Origin of the sequence: Candidatus Phytoplasma palmae (assembly GCF_046896035.1) — a bacterium.
GTDB lineage: Bacteria > Bacillota_I > Bacilli_A > Acholeplasmatales > Acholeplasmataceae > Phytoplasma > Phytoplasma palmae.
Map to the genome: position 1 here is coordinate 15,362 of NZ_JBIPDD010000004.1, position 22,514 is coordinate 37,875.

At 20.6% G+C, this 22,514-nt stretch carries 17 protein-coding genes and 1 pseudogene; 13 read left to right on the top strand and 5 right to left on the bottom strand.

Annotation, left to right across the window (positions count from 1 at the left end):
• Window positions 1-422 precede the first annotated feature (422 nt).
• The 12 genes from nrdE (at window position 423) to ACHMP6_RS01035 (ending at window position 15,090) form a co-directional block, all read left to right on the top strand.
• On the top strand, window positions 423-2,903 hold the full coding sequence (gene nrdE / locus ACHMP6_RS00980) for a class 1b ribonucleoside-diphosphate reductase subunit alpha (protein ID WP_412097668.1): 2,481 nt from the start codon (window positions 423-425) through the stop codon (window positions 2,901-2,903).
• 417 nt (window positions 2,904-3,320) lie between these two features.
• Window positions 3,321-4,694, top strand: coding sequence for a chromosomal replication initiator protein DnaA (gene dnaA, locus ACHMP6_RS00985; RefSeq protein WP_412097669.1), 1,374 nt, complete (start codon window positions 3,321-3,323; stop codon window positions 4,692-4,694).
• A gap of 37 nt (window positions 4,695-4,731) precedes the next feature.
• The gene (gene dnaN, locus ACHMP6_RS00990; RefSeq protein ID WP_412097670.1) at window positions 4,732-5,874 is read left to right on the top strand and encodes a DNA polymerase III subunit beta; all 1,143 of its coding nucleotides are present in this window, start codon (window positions 4,732-4,734) and stop codon (window positions 5,872-5,874) included.
• Window positions 5,875-5,951: 77 nt separating this feature from the next.
• Complete coding sequence (locus tag ACHMP6_RS00995) at window positions 5,952-6,794, top strand: hypothetical protein (protein WP_412097671.1); 843 nt, start codon at window positions 5,952-5,954, stop codon at window positions 6,792-6,794.
• A gap of 118 nt (window positions 6,795-6,912) precedes the next feature.
• Window positions 6,913-7,944 (top strand): tryptophan--tRNA ligase, encoded by a 1,032-nt coding sequence (trpS, locus tag ACHMP6_RS01000; RefSeq protein ID WP_412097672.1) that lies wholly within the window; start codon window positions 6,913-6,915, stop codon window positions 7,942-7,944.
• Window positions 7,945-8,222: 278 nt separating this feature from the next.
• Entirely contained in the window at window positions 8,223-8,525 is a 303-nt protein-coding gene (gene rpsF / locus ACHMP6_RS01005; protein ID WP_412097673.1) for a 30S ribosomal protein S6, read from the top strand.
• The gene (locus ACHMP6_RS01010; protein WP_412097674.1) at window positions 8,522-8,983 is read left to right on the top strand and encodes a single-stranded DNA-binding protein; all 462 of its coding nucleotides are present in this window, start codon (window positions 8,522-8,524) and stop codon (window positions 8,981-8,983) included. The genes rpsF and ACHMP6_RS01010 overlap by 4 nt, the downstream gene beginning before the upstream one ends.
• A 42-nt stretch (window positions 8,984-9,025) precedes the next feature.
• A complete protein-coding gene (gene rpsR / locus ACHMP6_RS01015; protein ID WP_412097675.1) occupies window positions 9,026-9,256 on the top strand; it encodes a 30S ribosomal protein S18 in 231 nt (76 codons plus the stop codon).
• Window positions 9,257-9,468: 212 nt separating this feature from the next.
• Entirely contained in the window at window positions 9,469-11,991 is a 2,523-nt protein-coding gene (gene rplI, locus ACHMP6_RS01020) for a 50S ribosomal protein L9 (RefSeq protein WP_412097676.1), read from the top strand.
• Window positions 11,992-12,012: 21 nt separating this feature from the next.
• Complete coding sequence (dnaB, locus tag ACHMP6_RS01025; protein WP_412097677.1) at window positions 12,013-13,383, top strand: replicative DNA helicase; 1,371 nt, start codon at window positions 12,013-12,015, stop codon at window positions 13,381-13,383.
• Window positions 13,384-13,422: 39 nt separating this feature from the next.
• The gene (locus ACHMP6_RS01030) at window positions 13,423-14,505 is read left to right on the top strand and encodes a peptide chain release factor 1 (RefSeq protein ID WP_412097678.1); all 1,083 of its coding nucleotides are present in this window, start codon (window positions 13,423-13,425) and stop codon (window positions 14,503-14,505) included.
• Window positions 14,506-14,538: 33 nt separating this feature from the next.
• Complete coding sequence (locus tag ACHMP6_RS01035) at window positions 14,539-15,090, top strand: L-threonylcarbamoyladenylate synthase (RefSeq protein WP_412097679.1); 552 nt, start codon at window positions 14,539-14,541, stop codon at window positions 15,088-15,090.
• Here the strand turns inward: ACHMP6_RS01035 and holA are convergent.
• The 5 genes from holA to ychF all read right to left on the bottom strand — a co-directional run bounded on the left by holA (window position 15,083) and on the right by ychF (window position 21,757).
• Window positions 15,083-16,021: a DNA polymerase III subunit delta gene (gene holA / locus ACHMP6_RS01040; protein WP_412097680.1), complete on the bottom strand. Its 939-nt coding sequence runs from the start codon at window positions 16,019-16,021 to the stop codon at window positions 15,083-15,085. The genes ACHMP6_RS01035 and holA overlap by 8 nt on opposite strands.
• A 10-nt stretch (window positions 16,022-16,031) precedes the next feature.
• Window positions 16,032-16,937: a site-specific tyrosine recombinase/integron integrase gene (gene xerA, locus ACHMP6_RS01045; RefSeq protein WP_412097681.1), complete on the bottom strand. Its 906-nt coding sequence runs from the start codon at window positions 16,935-16,937 to the stop codon at window positions 16,032-16,034.
• Window positions 16,938-16,975: 38 nt separating this feature from the next.
• Window positions 16,976-17,776, bottom strand: coding sequence for a YitT family protein (locus ACHMP6_RS01050; RefSeq protein ID WP_412097682.1), 801 nt, complete (start codon window positions 17,774-17,776; stop codon window positions 16,976-16,978).
• Between the two features lie 36 nt (window positions 17,777-17,812).
• Window positions 17,813-20,575 (bottom strand): isoleucine--tRNA ligase, encoded by a 2,763-nt coding sequence (gene ileS, locus ACHMP6_RS01055; protein WP_412097683.1) that lies wholly within the window; start codon window positions 20,573-20,575, stop codon window positions 17,813-17,815.
• Window positions 20,576-20,653: 78 nt separating this feature from the next.
• Window positions 20,654-21,757 (bottom strand): redox-regulated ATPase YchF, encoded by a 1,104-nt coding sequence (gene ychF / locus ACHMP6_RS01060; protein ID WP_412097684.1) that lies wholly within the window; start codon window positions 21,755-21,757, stop codon window positions 20,654-20,656.
• A gap of 338 nt (window positions 21,758-22,095) precedes the next feature.
• Between ychF and ACHMP6_RS01065 the strand changes: the two are divergent.
• Window positions 22,096-22,464 (top strand): annotated as a pseudogene (locus ACHMP6_RS01065) (PduL/EutD family phosphate acyltransferase); the annotation flags it as partial.
• Between the last annotated feature and the right edge of the window lie 50 nt (window positions 22,465-22,514).

The window sequence follows — 22,514 nt, forward strand, 5'->3', positions numbered from 1 at the left end:
AAACGTTATTTTACTTTTGAATTTTAGTCTTTGTCAAAAAGGAAAAATATTTTTTTGATTTATTTATTTTTTAAAAAATAAAATAAAAATATATTTTTTTCTTTTTGAAGAAATAAATATAAATAAAATAAAATCTAACAATAAATAATTTTGACTAAAATTAAATAAAATGTATGAATATAAAAAGCCTAATAATCATTTTTTTGAAAAAGTTATTTAATAAAAAATAAAAAAGTGATTTTTATTTAAAAAATAAAGTTAAAATATAATTATAAAAGTATAAAATTATTTATTTCAGAAAAATATTTATATTTTATTGTGTTTATATTTTTTATTGTTTATTGTTGTTTCATTTATTTTATTTAGTAATTTTTAAAAAAAATTTATTTTTTTTAATGTTAAAAAAAAGGTGATTTATTTAAATGAAAATAGTTTATGATAGTTATCCTAATGGTAATGTATTTGAATTTGTGATTAGATTGGGTTTTAAATATGAAAGAATTGAAGAGTTCCAAAATATTAATGATGAAGAAATTTTTTTAATAACTAAAACAGTTAAATTTGGAGAAATATCTAATATTACTGAAGAATTCTTAAAAAAATATTCTTATTTGGTTGTTGGTTTAGCGGTTTCAGGTAATAAAAATTATGGTATTAATTTTGGCAAAGCAGGGGATTTAATAGAAGAAAAATACAAAATTCCTTTAGTATTAAAATTTGAAGGAAAAGGTTTTGATGAAGATTTAAAATATATTAAAAAATGGTTAAGAGAATATAAAAATATGGATATAGAATTAAAAAAAAATAAAAATAATAAAATAAAATCTTGGATTTTTTTAAATAATCAAATAATTAACGATAAAGGAGAAATAAAAGATTTAAAAAAAGACAAAGAAGCTTTAAGATCTTTTTTTTTGGAGGAAATTAATCCAAAATTGAAAAAATTCAATTCCTTAAAAGAAAAAATATCTTTCTTAATAAAGGAAGAATATTATGAAGAAGAATTTTTAAAGAAATATTCTTATGAACAAATAAAAGCAATTTACAAAATAGCTTATGATGAGAAATTTCGTTTCCCTTCTTTTATTGGAGCTTTTAAATTTTATAAAGATTATTCATTAAAAACTTTAAATAAAGAACAATATTTAGAAACTTATGAAGATAGATTATCTGTAAATGCTTTATATCATGCTTCTGGAAATTTTGAATTAGCTAAAACTCTTATAAAAAATCTTATTAAACAAAATTTTACACCTGCTACTCCTATATTGTTAAATACAGGACTAAAAAATAGGGGAGAATTTGTTTCTTGTTTTTTGTTAGAAGCTGGAGATTCTTTGAATGATATTTCTAGGATTTTAGAATTTTCTATGCAACTTTCTAAAATAGGAGGAGGAGTTTCTATTAATTTATCTAATTTAAGAGCCAAAGGTGAATCTATTAAAAAAATTAAAAATGTTTGTAAAGGCGTTATAGGGGTTTCTAAATTATTGGATTATGCTTTTCGTTACGCAGATCAAATGGGACAAAGATTAGGAGCTGGAGCTGCTTATTTAAATGTTTTTCATGCTGATATTGAAGATTTTTTGAATTCTAAAAAACTTAATGCTGATGAAGATGTAAGATTGAAAACATTATCTTTAGGAGTTGTAATTCCTAATAAAATGATAGAATTAGCAAAAAATAATGAAAAAATGGCTCTTTTTTTTCCTCATAATGTTTTTCAGGAATATAAAATAAATTTTGCTGATATTAGTATTGAAATGGATAAATGGTATGATGTTTTATTGAAAAATCCTAAAATAAAGAAAAAAAATATTAATCCAAGGATTTTATTAGAAACAATAGCTCAACTTCAAGGAGAATCCGGATATCCTTATATAATGTTTTGTGATAACGCTAATGAAAAAAATACTTCATTTCAAAAAATAAAATTTTCTAATTTATGTACTGAAATTTTACAACCTTCTATAACTTCTCATTACGCTGATTACGATAAGAGAGAACAAGATAAAATAGGTATGGATATTTCTTGTAATCTATCTTCTGGTCATATGGAGAATATGATAAAAAATAATTCTATAAAAGAAACTGTTTTTTCTGCTATGGAAATTATGAACTCTGTTTCTTTAAAAACTGAAATAAGTTATGTTCCTGCAGTTTTTAAAGCTAACAAATTAAATAGAAGTGTTGGTTTCGGTATTATGGGACATCATGGGTTTATAGCTAAAGAAATGATAGAATTTGGTAGTCCTGAAGATATAGAATTAATAGATGTATTTTTTAATATAGTTAATTTTCATTCTCTTTCTCATTCTAATTTAAAAGCTAAAGAAACTGGTGAAAAGTTTTTTAAATTTGAAGAATCCACTTATGCCAATGGAAAATATTTTGAAGATAAAAAAGCTATTTTTCCAAAATTAGAAAAAATAAAAAAAATTTTTGAAGGAATTGAAATTCCAACAGATGAAGAATGGAACCAATTGAAAAAAAATGTCATCAAATATGGGTTATATAATTCACATAGGTTAGCAATAGCTCCTAATGGTTCTATAGGATACATTATGTCTGCGACACCTTCATTAACACCTATTAAACAATTAGTAGAAGAAAGAACTTATGGTAATTCGAAAACTTATTTTCCTGCTCCTCATTTAGAACAATTTGCTTTTATGTATCAGACAGCATATAAAATGGATAAATACAAAATAATAGATGTTGTTAGTACTGCTCAAAAACATATAGATCAAGGAATTTCTTTTGAACTTTGTATTACTTCAGATATAACTACTAGAGAATTGCAAAGATATTATTTATATGCACATTATAAAAAAATCAAAACTCTTTATTACACGAGAACTCAAAAATTAAAAATATTTGAGTGCGAAAGTTGTGGAATTTAATTTTTAAAAAAATGTTTTTCTGTCTTTTAATGGAGTTAAATGCTGAATTTTTATTGCTAATAATTAATCTAAAATAATTTAATATATAATGAAAGTACAAGGAAAAAATATTTTTCATTTTATGTTTTATTATTTTTTATTTTTATTATTTTTTGATTTTTTATATTTTATTATTTTTTTTTGATTTTTTATATTTTATTGTTTTTTATAATGTTTTTTATAATTTTACTGTTGTTTCAAAATATAAAAAAAATTATAAAATGTAAAATAAAGTAATTAATTTTTTTAATGTTTTGCTTCTTGTTTTAGTTTAAGTTAATAAATACAAAATAATAAAGATATTTTTTTAATAAAGAATTAATTATACTTTTATTGAAATTTAGTGTTGAAAAAAATAAATCTTAAAAGGTAAATGAAATGAAAGAAAAAGAGTCGTCTAATCAAAATCAAGTTATCTGGAATAATATTTTAAATGATTTATCTCTTATTTATAGTGATGAGGTTTTTCAAGAGAATTTTGCTTATATTAAAAAACCTTATAAAATAGAAAATGGAATTTTTTTTCTTTTGGTTGAGAATGATTTTATAAAAAGAAAAATTTCTGATTTTTATATAGATAAAATAAAAGAAATTTCTCAAAAATATTCTGAAGAAAAAATTTTTTTTGAATTTATTTCTGAAAAAGAAATCAAAAAAAATGAAATAAAAGAAAAAAATGATTTATTAGAAAATCAAAAAATTAATTTTAATAGTTTTCATCAAGGTAATTTAGATCCCGAATATACTTTTGAAAATTTTGTTTCTGGTGAAAGTAATAATTTTGCTTTTCAAATGGCTAAAAAAGTTGCCGAATCAAATAAAGTTGAAACAAACCCTTTATATATTTTTGGTTCTGTTGGATTAGGTAAAACTCATCTTATGCAGGCTATTGGAAATCATTTTTTAAAAAAAAATATTAACAAAAAAGTTTTGTATATAAAAGCTGATTCTTTTATTGAAGATTTTACTCATCAATTAAAAAAAGAAAAAATGGAAGATTTTAACAATAAATATCGTAATATAGATGTTTTATTGATAGATGACATTCAAATGATGTCTGAAGCAAAAAGAACACAAATGGAATTTTTTAAACTTTTTGACTTTCTTAATCTTAATAAAAAACAAATAGTTATAACAAGTGATAAACCTATTTCAGAATTAAATGATATTATGGAAAGGTTAACTAATAGATTTAAAGCAGGATTAGTAGTAGATGTTAAAAAACCAGATTCTCAACATCGTTTAAATATTTTGAAAAAGAAGTTTTTTGAAATACAAGGTAATAGTTTAATTAAAAAAGAAATTTTAGAATTTATTTCTTCTAATTTTTATGATAATATTAGAGAAATGGAAGGCGCTTTATTGAGATTAATGAATTATACAAATTTCCATAATATGGAAATTAATTTAAAAAACACTATTCATTCTCTTAAACCTTTATTAAAAACTAAAAAAAAACCTCTTAAAGAGGAAATAGATTTTGAAAAAATAAAAAGTGTTTTAAGTGAAGTTTACAATATTGAAGTTCGAGATTTTGTCAGTAAAAAAAGATATTCTAATTTAACTTTGCCCAGATGTGTTGCAATTTATTTTATGAAAAATATTCAAAATATTTCTTATAAAAATATTAGTTTTCTTTTTAAAAAAAAATATTCTACAATTGTTAAATCTTTTAAAAAAATAGAAAAACAAATTTCTTTTGATAAACAATTAAGAGATATAGTGCAATTGGTTTCTGATAAAATAAATTAATTTAAAAAAATTTTTAAGGAAATAAAAATAAATACATATGAATTTTGAAATTAAAAAAGAAGTTTTTTTACATTATCTTAACCAGATGCAAAAAATACTTCCACAGAAAACTCTTTTTCCACCTAATTTATATATTAAAATTACAATGAAAGAAGATTATTTCTTTTTGGAAGTTAATAATGCTAATATTTCTGTTAGAAAAAAAGTTAAAGATGATAGTTTAAAAGTAATGCAACAAGGTTCTATAACTGTTTTAGGAAAACATTTTACAGATATTATTAAAAAAATTGATCATGAATTTTTAAAAATGGCTACCATGGAAAAAAGATTTTTAATTATTCAAACAGAAACTTCTGAATATAAATTAAAAACTATGAATCCTGATTTATTTCCTTTTTTAAATGATTTTTCTTTTGATTTTGAAAATTGTTTTGAAATTGAAAGTGAATGTTTAATTAAATTAATAAAAGAAACTATTGTTGCTGCTTCTAAAGATAAACCAAAAGTTATTTTAACTGGTTTAAATCTAATTTATAAAAAACCTTTTTTGACTGCTATTGCGACTGATTATTTTAGAGTTAGTCAAAAAAAAATTCCATTAAATGTTGAATATTCTGATTTTAATGTGGTGGTGCCAGTAAAAAGTTTAGAAGAATTAAATAAGTTATTAGAACAACAAGAAGAAAAATTTTTAAAAATTTCTATTAATGAACAAAAATTGTGTTTAAATACTGATTCTTTGTCTTTTCAAACTATTCTTTTAGAAGGAGAATATCCAAAAATTCCTAAAATTAAAGAAGATAAATTTGTTTATTTTTTTAGGTTAAATAGAATTAATTTAATTAAAATATTAGAAAGGCTTTCTTTATTTCTTCCAAAAGAAGGCGATATTTCTGAAAATATAGTTGAATTTAAAATTAATAGAAAAAATAAAAAAGTAGAAATTTCTTCTTGTAGCGAAATTATAGGAAAAGCTATTGAAGAAATTGAAATTTTAGAAGAATTTTTACAAAATAATTATAAAACTTCTTTTAATGTAAAGTCTTTAGAAGAAATTTTAAAAGTTTTTCCTACTAAGTATATTGATTTTCGTTTTGAAATGCCAACAAAACCTTTTATAATTTCTAATTCAGAAAATTCTAGTCTTTTGTATTTAATTTTTCCTTTTTTTAATAAATAAACATATTTAGTGTGATTATAAAATAAAATTTTTTATATTATTTTTTTGGAATAAAAGATGAATAAGGTGTAGTTGAAATGAATATTGTAAAAAGTAAAAATAATTCTTTATTTTCTTCATTAAGTTATTCTGGTAAAATTGTTTTTTGTTTTATCTTGTTTATAACTATTTTTACATTTTTAATTGATATACAGGCTTCTTATTATTTGAAAAAATTAAATTTTTTACAAATTATTAGAGGTGAAATGTTTTTTTTTACAAAACAAACTATTTTATTAATTTTAATTGTTTTAGTGTTTTTTTTATTTAATATTAAAAACCGACAATTATATTCTTATATTATTTTTATTTCTATTGTAGATGCTTTGATTATTTGTTCTGTTTATAATACTGTTCTTTCTGCTATTTGGAGCACTAAGAGTGATATTTATAAATTTTTAATATTTTTTCAAAAAAATAATTTTGAATTTGGACAAAATTTTTTGCATCAGATGTATGAAAGTCATTTCATTAGTATATTTCAACATTTATTAGTTCCTTTTATTTATTTTTTGTTTTTTTTGTTTTTTGTTCCTTTACATTTGAAAATTAATAGAAAAATTTTTTATACTTTTATGCATTGTTTAGGATATTTGTTTTTTTGGTTTTTGTGTCTTTTTTTTGTACAAGGATGCCAAGAAAATATTTCTGCTAGTAGTGATTGTTGGTTGCCATATTTTACTATTCAATGCCCCGTTCATGGAGAATTATTTGGAAAAAAAATATTCGGTTTTAGCGATAAATTAGCAGTTTTAATTAGGATTTTTTTATTAACTATTACATTTACTTTTATTTTTACTATAATTTTTTATTTAAAAGAGAATTTTAATAAAAAATTTTTATTTAGAAAAAAACGTGATTATCGAAAAAGTCAAATATAATTTGAATATTTTTAAAATTTTTTAATTATTAATATTTAAATTTATTTTTCAATATAATTATTTTTGATATAAATAGAAATTAAAAAAATTAATAAAACGAAATTGAGAATATAATTTTATGTCAATTCTTATTAAAAAAAAAAGATTAGTTACCGGAATTAAACCTACAGGTGATTTAACTTTAGGGAATTATTTAGGAATAATTAAGCCTTTACTTATGTTTCAAAAAAAATTTCGTCATGAATATGAAATTTATTTTTTTATTGCTGATTTACATGCTTTGACTACAGTTCAAGATGCTATTTTATTGAAAAAAAATATTTATAATATAATTTTTATTTGTTTAGCGTCTGGTTTAGATTTAGAAAGTATTAACTTATTTGTTCAATCTGATGTACCACAACATTCTTATTTGCATTATATTATGGAAAGTATATCTTATTATGGCGAAATGAATCGTATGATTCAATTTAAAAAAAATAAAAATAACGAAAATAAAAATTTAAGAATTTCTTTATTTACCTATCCTATTTTAATGGCTGCCGATATTTTACTTTATGATCCTGACATTGTACCTGTAGCAGAAGATCAAAAGCAACATTTAGAACTTACTCGTACTTTGTCAAGACGTTTTAATTCTTTATATGGAAAATTATTTAAAGTTCCTAATTTTTTTAAATCATCAGAAATTATAAAATCTTTAAAAAATCCACTTAACAAAATGAGTAAAAGCTCTAAAAGAAATAATTTGGATGACGACAAAGGATGTATTTTTATGTTAGAAGAATTAGAATTAATTAGGGAAAAAATTCTTAAATCTGTAACTGATTCAGATAATAAGATAAAATATAATGTTTCACTTAAACCTGGCATTTCTAATCTTTTGAATATTTATTCTTCTTTTAAAGGGTGCAGTATATCTCAGTCTGAAGATTTTTTTAAGAATTATTCTTATATGGAATTTAAAAAAACAGTTTCTGATTTGGTTGTTGAAAAAATTGGGATTATTCAGAAAAAATTTTATTTTTTTAAAAAACAATCTTTTTCTTTTGAAGATATTTTGAAAAAAAATACTATTAAAATGCAAAAAATTGCTGATAAAAAAATAAAAATTTTAAAAGAAAAAATAGGAATAGGATTTTTAAAATGAAAAATTTTTAAAATTTTCATTATTTTTTTTAAAAGATTGACATTATTTTTTTTATTTGATAGAATTACGCTAGATATGAAAAAATAAGTGATTTTGAAAGAAATTTTTTTAAAAATTATTGAATTTATTTTTTATAAAATTATTAAAAATTAAATTATAAATACATAAAAAAATAAATATAAAAATAAAATATAAATTAATATTTTTTACAAAACTCCTTATCTTATTTATATTAATAATAATTAAGATCAAAAGACCATAAGGAAAGGTATTAATTGATGAAAAAATACGAGATAATGTATATTTTAAATCCTACATTAGATGAAAAAAGTATTAAAAACATTACTCAAAATGTTAATAATATTTTTCGAGAAGGAAAAATTTTAGATTTTAAAGGTCCAGAATTAAAGACTTTAGCTTATTCTATAAAAAAATTTTCTCAAGGTTTTTACTTTAATTTTTTTGTTTACGCTAATAATGAAATGATTAAAGAATTTAATCGTATATCTAATATACAAGAAGATATAATTCGTTTTGTTGTTGTTAAAATGAGTGAAGAAGAGGGAGAATATATTAAATGATTAATTTTGTTTGTTTAACTGGTAGAATTACAAAAGATCCTGAATTGGTTCTTGTTAATGGAAATATTCCTTTAGTTAATTTTACTTTAGCTGTTAATAGAAATTTTAAAAATTCTTCAGGTATTTATGAAACTGATTTTATTCGTTGTGTTGCTTGGCGTCAACAAGCTGAAACTTTGTCTAAATATATTACTAAAGGTTCTTTGATAGGAATTGAAGGGAATATTAGAGTAAGTAATTATGATAATGTTGAAAATAATCAGAAACAATTTGTTACGAAAATTAATTGTAATTCAATTCACTTTTTAGAGTTTAAAAAAGATAATTTAAAAATGAATGAGAAAAATGAAGATAATTTGTTAAAAAATAATTTAAATAATCATGAATTTGAAATTAATGAAAAAAAACAAAATTATGAAGAAATAAAAATAGAAGAAGATGATGGATTACCTTTTTAATTTTTTAAAATAAAAAAATTTTTAATCGGGTGTTAAAATAAAATGCAAAAACCAAAAAAATATTTAAAAAGACGTCGTAAAGTATGTTTTTTTACTCAAAATAAGTTTACTTATATTGATTTTAAAAATGTTGAATTGTTAAGTAAATTTGTTACTAATAAAGGAAAAATTTTACCAAGTAGAACTACTGGAACTTCTGCAAAATGGCAAAGAAGATTAGCTAAAGCTATTAAAATAGCTCGTATTATGGCTTTAATGCCTTTCGTAGTTTAGTTTTGAATAAAAAAATAAACAAGCAAAGAGCTCGTTTATTTTTTTTATTATATTTATTTATTATTTTTTTCTTAAAATATATTAAAGAGGAAATAATAAATATAAATATAAAAAATAATATTTAATATTTATGACAAAATATTTTTGTTTTTTATAGATTTAATTTGAATAATAAATTGAATAAAAAAAGAAAAGAGATTTTTTTGAAAATTATGTTTGGAAAATTTCGTGAAAAAATTGTTAATTATAATAAATTTATATTTTTTTTGATTTTTATTGTTTTTTCTTTGCATACTATATTTTATGATTTTAATAATGTTAAAATTCTTTTTCAACAACCTGAAAAAGCTTTAAAAGATTTGAAAGAAATTAAAACTATTATTTTGACATTGTTTTTTAGTCTTTTCGGAAAAATTATTATTTTTTGTCTTCTTTTTTGTATTTATTTTAATTTAAAAAATCATTTCCGAATCAAAAGATTAAAAAATAGATTATCTTTATGGTCTAAATTATCATATTATGTTCATCAAATAGGAGAAGATGTATTTAATGAATTACCTATAGGTATTATTGTTATTGATTCTGTTTCTAAAGAAATACAATGGGTTAATAATTATGCTAATATTATTTTTAATAATCCTGACATTAATACTCTTTTATATGATTTAAATTTTCAAATGTCAGATTTATTAAATAGTGATGAAAAACAAATTGTTTTAACTATAGGAAAAGAAAGTTTTGATTGTATTTACAATGAAGAATTTAATGTTTTTTATTTATTTAATGTTACTGAAAGAGAAAAAATTAAAAAACTTTATTATCAAAAAACTCCTGCTTTAATTTTTTTATCTTTTGATAATTTGGATAATTCTTTAAGAAATTGTGATTTATCGGAACAATCTCAAATAAAAGTAGAATATCTTAGTGCATTATCAGATTTTTTTGAAATATATGAAAGTTATTTGAAACAATTATCAGAAGATAAATTTTTGCTTTTATCTAATCGTCAGCAATTAGAAAAAATGATGGAGAATAAGTTTTCTATTTTAAAAAGTATTAGGGATATTTCTAATAAATATAAGTTAAAAATAACACTTTCTATGGGAATTGCTTGTTATAATTTACCTTATAATAAACTTGCTTTTCATTCACAAAATGCTATTGAATTGGCTCAAAAAAGAGGAGGAGATCAAGTTGTAGTCAATATTGAAAATCAAAAAATTCAATATTTTGGTGCTACTATTTCTTCTTTGAGTACAAATTCCAAAGTTTCCACTAGGGTAAATTCTGAAATTATAAAAGATCTTTTAGAAAAGCACGATAATTGTTTTATTATGGGACATATTCGTCCAGATTTAGATTCTCTAGGTTCGATGATCGCTTTTTATAAAATAGCTTCCAGTATAAAAAATAATTCCAAGCATTATTTGATTATTGATGAAGAAAAAATAGATCAAAATTTTAAATTTATTTATAAAAATTTAATTCAAGAAGAAAAAAAATTATCTAAAAAAATTATTAACACTAATAAGGCTTTAAAATTAGTTAATAATAATTCTTTATTAGTTGTTTTAGATACTTATAATAAAGACATAGTTAATAGTCCCGAATTATTAAATTTAACTCCTAATGTTTTAATTATAGATCATCATAGAACGACTGAAGCAGTTATACCTAATACTTTTTCTTATTTAGATTCTTCAGCTTCTTCTACTGTAGAAATATTAATTGAATTAATAGTCTTTTTTAATTCCAAAATTGAAATAACTCCTTATGAAGCTAGTATTATGTATGGTGGTATGATTATTGATACTAATTATTTTACTTATCGTACTAGCTCTAGAACTTTAGAGGCAGCTGCACAATTGATTTCTATGGGAGCTGAAAGTTTTAAAGTCAAATTCTGGTTAAGACAAGAATTTTCTAAAATTATAAAAATGAATGAACTTATTTCTAATATGGAAATTTATTTAGATAGATATGCCATTGCAAAAAGCGATGATATTTGTAATAATAGGTCTTTTTTAGCTCAAGTTTCTGAAAATATTTTAAATATTCAAAATATAGATGCTGCTTTTACTATTTCCAAATTACAAGAAAATAAAATTGGAATTAGCGCAAGATCTTATAATCAAATTAATGTCCAATTAATTATGGAACAAATGGGCGGAGGAGGGCATATAAATAGTGCAGCAGCTCAAATTGACAGCAACAATATTGACGAAATTATTGAAAAATTAAAGAATATACTATTTTTAAATTATAAAGAAGGTTTAAAGAATATGAAAGTTATTTTATTGGAAGATTTAAAAAATAAAAGTAAAAAAAATGAAATAATTGAAGTTAATTCAGGTTATGGTAATTTTTTAATTAAAGAAAAAAAAGCTATTTTAGCTAATGAAAAAAATATACAAAATTTAGAAAAAGAAAAAAAAATACAAGAAGAACAAAGTATTAAACATAATATTTTAATGCAACAAATTAAAAATGATATAGACAACAAACAAATTGATATTTTTGTAAATGTTGGTCCTCAAGGAAAAATTTATGGTAAAATAACTTCAAAAAATATTGTAGATGAATTTTATAAACAACATAATATTGCAATAAATAAAAAAAAGATTTTTTTAGAAAATGAAATTAATTCTTTAGGACAATTTAAAGTTAATGTTCATTTAACTTCTGATATTTGCGCTTCTTTTTTTATTAATGTTAAATCTGTAAAAAATAATTGAAAAAGATAGGATTAAAAATATATGAATGAAAAAAATATAAAATTACCTTATTATTTAGAAGCTGAACAATCTATTTTAGGTATTATTTTTTTAGATCCTAAACAAATAATGAATATAGAAGGAAAATTAGAAACAGAAGATTTTTTTAGTTTAGAACACCAGTTTATTTATAATGCTATGAAAGAATTATTTAAAAATAATAAAGAGATTGATTATTATTCTGTTTCAGTTTTTTTAAAAAAAAAGAAGCAAAAAATTGAAGGTGGAATACAATATTTAATGGATTTATGTAATATAGTTCCTTCTTTTTATCATTTAGATACTTATATTTCTTTTGTTCGCGAAGCTTCTCTTAAAAGAGATATTATTCAAGTGGCTTCCAATATAGTTTATGATGGAATCAATAATCAAGAATTAGATTCACAAAATTTTTTAAATAATGCTGAAGAAAAAATTTTTCAAATTGCTCAAAAGAAAAAAACTAGTAAATTTATTTCTATTCCTAATTTGTTAAAAAAAGTTAGAAAAAAAACTATTTCTAATATAAGAGAACATCAATTAATCGGATTAAGTACCGGTTATCAAAATTTAGATGATATAACTTTAGGTTTCAAGCCAGAAGAATTAATTATTCTTGCGGCTAGGCCTTCTATGGGAAAAAGTAGTTTTATGATGAATTTAGCTTTAAATATCGCTAGAAGAAATAAAAATAATCAAGCTTATGTTGCTATTTTTAGTTTAGAAATGTCCAACGAACAATTAGGAACTAGGATTTTAAGTTCTCATAGTCTTATACCTCATAAAAATATTCAATTAGGTTTTTTAAATGAAAATCAAATATCTTTATTAAATGCTTCTTCAAAAGAATTAGAAAATCTAAATATTTATTTTGATGATTCTTCTAGTGTTAATATAATAGATATTAGAACTCAATGTAGGCAACTGAAAAATCAAAATAAATTAGATATTGTGATTATTGATTATTTACAATTGATTCGTAAATCAAATAAATTTAATAATCAAAGTTTTTATAATCGTCAGGAAGAGGTTTCTGATATTTCTAAGAGTTTAAAGCAAATGGCTAGAGAATTGAAAGTTCCTGTTTTAGCGCTTTCTCAATTATCTAGAGAAGTTGAAAAAAGAGAAGAAAAAAGACCTATTTTATCTGATTTAAGAGAATCAGGTAGTATTGAACAGGATGCTGATATTGTTATGTTTTTGTATCGTAGAGAATATTATGATAAGAACAAAAATGTTAACGTAACTACTGATTTAAGCGGTAATACTGAATTAATTATTTCAAAAAATCGTCAAGGTGTTACTGGTATTAAAAAATTTAATTTTGATTCCAATTGTCTTATTTTTCGTGAAATAGATAATTTATTAGAATAGTGAAAAAAATTTAATTTTAAAAAGGATAATATTTTTATAATGATTGAAAAATTTGAATTAATGAAAAAAAGATATTTTCTTTTAGAAAAAAAAATATTAGAAAATTATGATAATTTAAAAAATATTTCTTTTTTGAAAGAATTTAATGAAATAAAAAAAAATGTTTTAGTTTATGATGAATATTTAGCATTAACGGAAGAATATAAAAAATTAGATACAATTATAAATGAAAATAATTCTTTTTCCAAAGAAAAAGAATTAGTTTTTTTAGCTCAAAAAGAAAAAGAGTTATTAGAAAAAAAAATAATTTTAATTAAAGAAAAATTACAAAAATTATTATCTTCTGAGCCAAAACAAGATAATAGAAAAGTTATTATGGAGATTAAAGGAGCCGCTGGAGGTGATGAGTCTAATCTTTTTGTAGCAGATCTTTTTAGAGCTTATATGAAATTTGCAGAAAATAAAAAATGGAAAACCGAAATAATTAATTTAGTACCTAGTTCTAAAAATGGAATTTTTTCTGTTACAGTAATTTTTAGTGGTAATGATATTTATTCTTTTTTGAAGTATGAATCTGGAGTACACAGGGTTCAAAGAGTACCTATTACAGAAAAACAAGGTAGAATTCACACTTCTACTATAAAAATATTGGTTATTCCTTACGCTGATGAAGAGAAATTTGATTTAAAATGGAAAGATATTAGAGTAGATACTTTTAATGCCAGTGGACCAGGAGGTCAATCTGTTAATACTACTAAATCTGCTGTAAGGTTAACTCATTTGCCTACTGGATTGAGTGTAGCTAGTCAAACAGCTAAAAGCCAACATCAAAATAAAGAAAAAGCTTTTATTTTATTAAAAAATAGAATTTTTTATCAAAAATTATCTTCTAAACAACAAGAACAAAATGATATTAAAAAAAGAATAGTCGGCAGAGGCGAAAGAAGCGAAAAAATAAGAACTTATAATTATTCTCAAAATAGAATAACTGACCATAGATTTAATTTAACTTTAAAGAAATTAGATTTTTTTATGGAAGGAAAAATAAATTTATTAATAGAACCTTTGATTGAGCAAATTAATAAACAAAATTTAGGTGATAAAAAAGATATTTTTTGTTAAATATTAAAAATACAATTTTGGAAATAAAAAGATATGTCAAAAAAAAAAATTATTATATTTCCAACTGATACGGTTTATGGTATAGGCACTAAAATTAATGATTTGGAAAGTTTAAAACAAATTTATAAAATTAAAAAAAGAGATTATAATAAACCTATAATTATTTTATTTTATTCTTTAGAACAAATGAAGGATATAGTTTTAATAGATAATAATATTATAAAAATTTCTAAATTTTTTTGGCCAGGTGCTTTAACGTTAATTGTAAATACTTGTTTTTCTTATTATAAAAAAACAAATTTAAAAAAAATAGGAATTAGAATTCCTAATAATAAAATAGCTTTGAAATTGATTCAAAAAGAAGGGCCATTTTTTACTACTTCTGTAAATCAAAGTGGTTATCCTCCTTTAAATGATTTTGAAGAAATTAGATTAAAGTATCAAAATAAAGTAGATTTTATTTATAAAAATGACCAAAATTTATCTTTAATACCTTCTACTGTTATAGATATTACTGAAAATAATTTTAGATTAATAAGAGAGGGTAGTATTTCTTTAAAAATGATAAAAAAAATTATTACTTAGGAAAATTATAATAATTTTTTTTAATTTTATAGTATATTTCTGACAAATTTAAAAATAAAGATACAATTTGATCATAATTTAGAATTTTTGTCTCTTTAATTAAGAAATAAGTTTTATTTAATTTATAGTTTAATATCAAAGATATATCTTTTTGTGAGGTTTTTTCGTTTAATAAAAATTTAATAATTATCATTTCTTTTAATTTGTGTATTATTTTATAAAAAATGATAAAATTTTTTTTTTTATTTTTTATAAATTTTTTAAAAAATGGAATTGAATTTATGTTTTCTTTATTTTGAATAATATTTTTTATATAAAGAAAAGTTTTTTCTTCTTCATTGTAAATTATTTGATTTATTATTTTTTCATCATAAATTTTTTTATTTGATGAATAATATAATTTAATTTTTTTAATTTCTGTATTTAATAAGAATAGGTTTCCATGAGTTTTTTCTATTATTTTATTTATTAATTTATCTTTTATAAGAAAATTATCTTTTTTAAAAATATTTGATATATATTGAAAAAGATCATTTGAATATAATTTTGGTTGTATTTCTGTATGAAAATTTTTTTTTATTATTTTTTGAAATGATAAAGGTATATTTTTTTCTTCTTCTGTTAAAAAAATAATTATATCTTCTCTATTGTTTTCAAAATAATTTAATAAAAAAGATAATTTTATGTTTTTTTGTTTTGAATAAAATAATAATAAATTTTCTATAAAAAGAAATTTTTTTTCATAAAAAAAAGAACTTGTATATAATTCTTTTTTAATTTCTTGAATAATTTTTATAAAATTATCTTTTTTAAATTTATAATGCAAAAAATGATAATTTTTTTTTTTACAAAAATTTTTTAAAATATTTTTTTTTTGTTCTAAAAAAAAATTTTTATTACAAAAAAATAAATTTAGAGGATATATTTTCAAATTAAATCTCCTATTTTTTATTAGCTCTAGGATGGCATTTTTGATATATTTTTTTTATATGTTTTTGACTTATATGTGTGTAAATTTGGGTATTAGAAATATCTTCGTGTCCTAAAATTTTTTGTAAAATTCTTAAGTCGAGTCCATTTTCTAATAAATGAGTTGCAAAAGAATGTCTTAAAGTATGAGGAAAACAATTGATTTTTAAATTTGCTGATTTAGTGATTTTTTTAAAAATTTTATAACATCCTTGTCTGGATAAACGATTTCCTTTTGAATTTATAAATAAAAAATTAATTATTTTTTCTTTATTAAAAATTTTTTTTCTTATTTCTAAATATTTATTAATTATTTTTTCAGAATTTTTAGTCAAAGGAACTATTCTTTCTTTACTTCCTTTGCCTATAATTTTTATGTAATTTTGATGAAAATCTAAATCTGATAATTTTAAATTTAAAAGTTCAGAAATTCTTAATCCTGAATCATACATTAATTCAAAAATACATCTATTTCTTAAATTAATCCAATTATTATTTTTAGGAATTTTTTTAAAAAATAATAAAATTTCTTCTAAAGATAATACAGAAGGTAAATTTTTGTTATATTTTGGTGTTTTAAAACGCAAAGCTATGTTTAATTCCACTTCTTTTTCTAAAAATAAAAAGGAATGGAATTTTTTTATTGCAATGATTTTTCTAGCTAAACTTCTACTGCTAATTGAATTATTTTGAGAAATATTTTTTAGAAATTCAGAAATATTTTTTTGTGTAATGTTTTTAATTTCTTTTATATTTAATTCATTAAATATAAAATTTAAATATTGTTTTATATCTATTAAATATGAATCAACTGTATTTTTGGCTAAAGATAATTCTTTTGAAATATAAAATTCAAATTTTTTGAATATAAGATTCATTTTATTTAAAAAACTTTCTTTTGAAATTTTTTAAAATTTCAAATAATTTTGCATTCTTTTTTGATTTTTTTAAAATTTAATACTAAAAATATAAATACAGAAGTTATAGGAATCTTAATGATAGTAAAAAACAAAGAAATCCAATTAATTTGTTTTGACCATATACTTATAAAAGCAACTGAAAATAAACCTATGGCGAAGTTTAATACAGTTAAGAGCATAGAAATATCTTTTTTCTTATAAATTGATAAATATTTCGCTATAATATCTACTCCTCCAGTAGAACTACCTATTTTTAAACAATAACCACATGATATTCCATTTAGAAATGCGCTTAAAAAAACTCTTATAAAAGAAGGGAAAAAACTTTCATCATCAGGAGCAAATAATCCGAAACAATTATGCATTTTATATAAATAACCGTTTGGATCGTTTATTGCAAAAGTTAAACTACTTAAGCAAAATATTAATAAAATACTATTTATCAAAGAATTTAAACTAAATTTAAAATCTAATTTTGGAAAAGAGATAAAAATTAATAATAATAAATTTACAACACCAAAAAAAGAGGCTGCAAAAATACCATTAAATGATTTATTTTTAGTAAAATCAAATATATCAATGTAAATTAAAATTTTAGCTATAGCATCTCCCATTCCATGAATTCCTGCGCTATATAATTGAATTTTATAATCTCCGCTCATGAAAATCACATCTGTAAGGGTATATAAAAAACATAAAATTCCGGATAATAAAATTGTTTTAAGATTTTTTTTGCTAAAAAGATTTAACCGTAAAAGTTCTAAGTATGATTTTTTTTGTTCTTCGTTTGTTTTCATTTTTTTACCTTTATTTTTTTAATTTTTAATTTAAATTTATTTATTCAATTTCAAGATTGAATGACAATTTAAACATAAATCGTTTTCTTGTATTTTGTTTTCTATTAAAAACCAACACCTAGGGCAAGCAGTTCCTAAAGCTGAAATTACTTTTATGTTTATTTTATCATGAAATAATATTTCTATTTGTGAAACGTTCATTAATTTGTTAAAAATATTTTTTATTTTTAGTTGTTCTAACAAATTTATATACTTTTGAGGTAAATTTAAAATTATTTTAGTTTTTAAAGAGTTATAAATTATTTTTTCTTTACAAGCTTTTTCTATTTTTTTTAAAATAATTTCTCTTAATTCAAATAATAAGTTATAATATTGTTTTTTTATAATAAAATTACTTTCTTTTTCTTTTGTAATAATAAAATTTTCTATTTCTTTAGAATTCGGTATAGTTTCTAAATAAATATCTTTTTTATTTTTAAATTTCAGAGAATTATAAGCTTCAGAAGTTGTATGTGGAATAATAGGGGTTAAGATTTTTAATAAGTCCATTAAAATATCATATATATTTGATTGAATTATTCTTCTATCTATATTATTTTCATTTTCTATATATAAGATATTTTTTGCAAAATTTAAATAAAAAGCACTTAATTTGTTAGTTAAAAAAGGATAAATTAAATTCATTATTTTTTCAAAGTTATAATTTTCATAAGATTTTACTATTTTTAATAGAATATTTTTGAATTCTAATAGAAAAAATTGATGAATTGGTTTTCTTTTGTCGAAAATAATGTAATCTTTTTTGTTATCAAAATCATTTAAATTGCCTAACATAAAACGCAAAGTGTTTCTTATTTTTCTATATTTATCTTCTATTTGTTTTAAAATGTCTTCATTAATTTTAACATCTGCATTATAGTTTACGTTCGCTACCCAAAGTCTTAAAATATCAGCTCCTTTTTTTTTTATAATGTCGATAGGGTCTATTATATTATTTAGAGATTTGCTCATTTTTTGCCCATCACCATCTAAAACAAAACCGTGAGTTATTATTTCTTTATAAGGAGCTTTATTAAAACTTGCTACAGAAGTTATTAAAGAAGAATTAAACCAACCTCTGTATTGGTCGGAACCTTCTAGATAGATATCTGATGGAAAAAATTTTTTTGATAATTTTTGTATAACACTATAAGATGTTCCTGAATCAAACCAAACATCCATTATATCTGTTTCTTTTTTGAAAATGTTATTAGGGCTTTTATTGTTTTTGTAATTTTTCGGTAATAAATCTATAGCATCCCATTCAAACCATATTTCAGGACCTTGTTTTTCGAATAAATCTGCTATGTGATTTATAATTTTTAAATCCAAAATAGGTTCGTTATTTTCTGTAATTATTATCGGCAAAGGAACTCCCCAACTTCTTTGACGACTGATAACCCAATAATCTCTATTGTTTATCATGTTATGCATTTTAATTTTTCCCCATTTTGGCATCCAATTGATTTTTTCAATTTCTTTTAGTATTTTATTTTTAATTTTATTTATATTTAAAAACCATTGGGGTATCGCTAGAAGAATAACTGGATTTTTTGTTCTTTCGTCGTGCGGATAAGAATGTTTTATAAATTCTGATTTAATTATTATATTTTTTTTTATTAAATCTTTAACAATTAATTCATTTGCTTCTTTATAAAATATACCTTTATAATGAGTTGATATTTCGTTCATAAAACCTTTTTTATCTATGCTACATAAAACATCTAAATTGTATTTTTCAGCTAATATAAAATCATCTGTTCCATGGCCTGGAGCGATGTGCACTAAACCTGTTCCTTCATTTTCTGAAACGAATGTATCTGTAATTATTCTACCTTTTCTGTGAAAAATATTGTTTTGATAGTTTATATTGTTTAATTCTTTACCTTTAAAAGTTTTTATAATTTCTATTTCATTCCAATTTAGTTTTTGTTTTAGAAAATTTAAATTTTTTTCTCCAAGAATGTATTTTTCATTTTTATTTTTTAATAAAACGTAATTGTTATCTGGATGTGCACAAATAGCTACATTAGCTGGTAAAGTCCAAGGAGTTGTTGTCCAAATTAAAAGTTTTGCGTTTTGAAAAATATTTAATTTTTCTTCTATAATTGGAAAAGTTACAAAAATAGAAAATGAATTATGTTCTTTATATTCTATTTCTGAATCTGCAAAAACAGATTGTAAAGAAGTAGACCAATAAACTGGTTTTAATTTTTTGAAAATTAATTTTTTTTCAACCATTTTTCCAAATATACGTATTTGTTCAGCTACAAAATCATTATCTGTTGTAAGGTAAGGATTATCCCAATGTCCTAAAATTCCTAATCTTTTGAAACTTTTTGTTTGTTTTTCTACAAAATTTAAAGCTGTATTTTTACAAGTTTTTAAAAAAATTTTCTTAGAAGAAAATTTATCTTTTGAAAATTTTTTTAATACAGCAGTTTCCGTAGGAAGACCATGCAAATCAAAACCCGGTATAAAAGGAGTATAAAAACCTTGCATTGATTTAAATCTTAAAATAAAATCTTTTAATATTTTATTTAATGCATGTCCTATATGTATATTTCCGTTTGCATAAGGAGGACCGTCATGTAAAATAAATTTTTTATTATTTTTATTTTGTTCTAGAATAATTTTATAAAGATTAATTTCTTCCCAATAATTTTCTAATTCTATTTCTTTTTGACTTAAGTTGCCTTTCATAGGGAAAACGGTGTAAGGCATTAATAAAGTATTTTTATAATCTTTATTTTTATTCATTTAAATTTTTTCTCCTGAAATTTTTTTCAATATATTTTTATTTTTTATTTTTTAATAAAATAATACTTATTGCAAAAATTATATATTAAAATGGAAAACTATTATATCTCCGTCTTGAACTAAATAGTTTTTTCCTTCAATTCTTATTTTTCCTTTTTCTTTTATTTTTGATAAATTTGGAATTTTTTTTAAATCTTCATAATTAAATACAGAAGCTTTAATAAAACCACGTTGTAAATCAGTATGTATTAGTTTAGCGCATTCAGGTGCATTCATTCCTTTTTTAAAAGACCAAGCTTTTACTTCTTTTTTTCCTGCAGTAAAATAAGTTTTTAAATTTAAAAGTTTATAACTTTGTTGAATTATTTCTTCTAAAGCGTTTTTTTTAATATTATAAGATTTTAAAAAATTTATTTTTTCTTCTTTTTCTGAAAATGAAGATAATTCTTTTTCTAACAAAACACAAATAGGAATAAATTTTTTATTTTTTTTTCCGCTATAAGATTGTATTTGTTTAAAAAATACATTTTGTGATAAATATTTTAAATCTTTTTCTTCGAAATTTCCTATATAAATCATAGGTTTTAAACATAAAAGATTGAAGTTTTTAATTATATTTAATTCTTCTTCATTGATTTTTAAATTATGTATAGATGTTTCTGTTTCTAATGTTTTTTTTATTTTTTTTAAAATTTCTATTTCTTTTGAAATATTTTTATTTAAATTCAATTGAATTTTTTTTTTATTAATGTTATCTAAATATTTTTCAATTTGTTCTAAATCAGACAAAATTAATTCTGTTTCTATAATATTAATTTCTTCTATAGGATTTATTTTATTTCTTACGTGTATAATATTTGTGTTTTCAAAACATTTTACTACATGACAAATAACATCTACATTTCTTATTTGTCCTAAAAATTGGTTTCCTAAACCTTCTCCTTTGTAAGCGTTTTTAACTAAACCAGCAATATCTATAAATTTTATTTGTGTTTTTATTATTTTTTCAGATTTAAAAATTTCTGATAAAAAATTTAATCTATAATCAGGAACTTCTACTATTCCTATATTGGGTTTTATTGTTGCGAATGGATAATTAGCTTCTAAAGCTTTCATATTAGTTAATGCATTAAATAAGGTAGATTTACCTATATTCGGCAATCCTATTATTCCTACTTTCATCATTTTATATTTCTCCGTTCTAAAATCAATAAAATTATAATTGATTATGAATTATTTTTTTAATATTATAATATTATTTTTATTTTTTTAATGTTATTATTATCTAATATAATAACATTAATTTGATGTTTTATATAAAATAAATTTCAATTTAATAATGTTAATTTTGAAAAATTGAAGTTTTAAAATATTTTTAATTTATTAAATTTATTTTAAAATAGTAAAATAATTATATAAATGGTTATTTAAATTTATTTATATTTTTAATCCATTTGTTAATATTAATATTTTAAATTTATATTTTTTTTAAATTATTTAAGGAGTTTAATTAACAAAAAATGAAAAAAATGATACCAGTTGGAATTTCTGGAAGACATTTACATGTAACGCAAAAAACATTAGATATTTTATTTGGTTGCGAAAATTATAATTTAAATTTATTTAAAGAATTGAAACAAAAAGGACAATTTGCTGCTAAAGAAAAAATTGATGTTATGAGTAAATCAGGAAGCATTATTAAAGGAGTAAGGTTAATGATTCCTGTTAGAAATGTAGATCAATTAGAGTTAAGTCAAAGTGATTGTTTAAGACATAAATTTAATGCTCCTGTTAGATCTTCAGGTGATATTAAAAATTCTGATGGTGCTATTTTAATTGGTCCTAAAGGACAAGTAGAAATTAGTGAAGGAGTTATTATTTCAGATAGGGCGCGAAATGATGCCTAATTATGAGTGATTTCACGTATCACGAACATCAT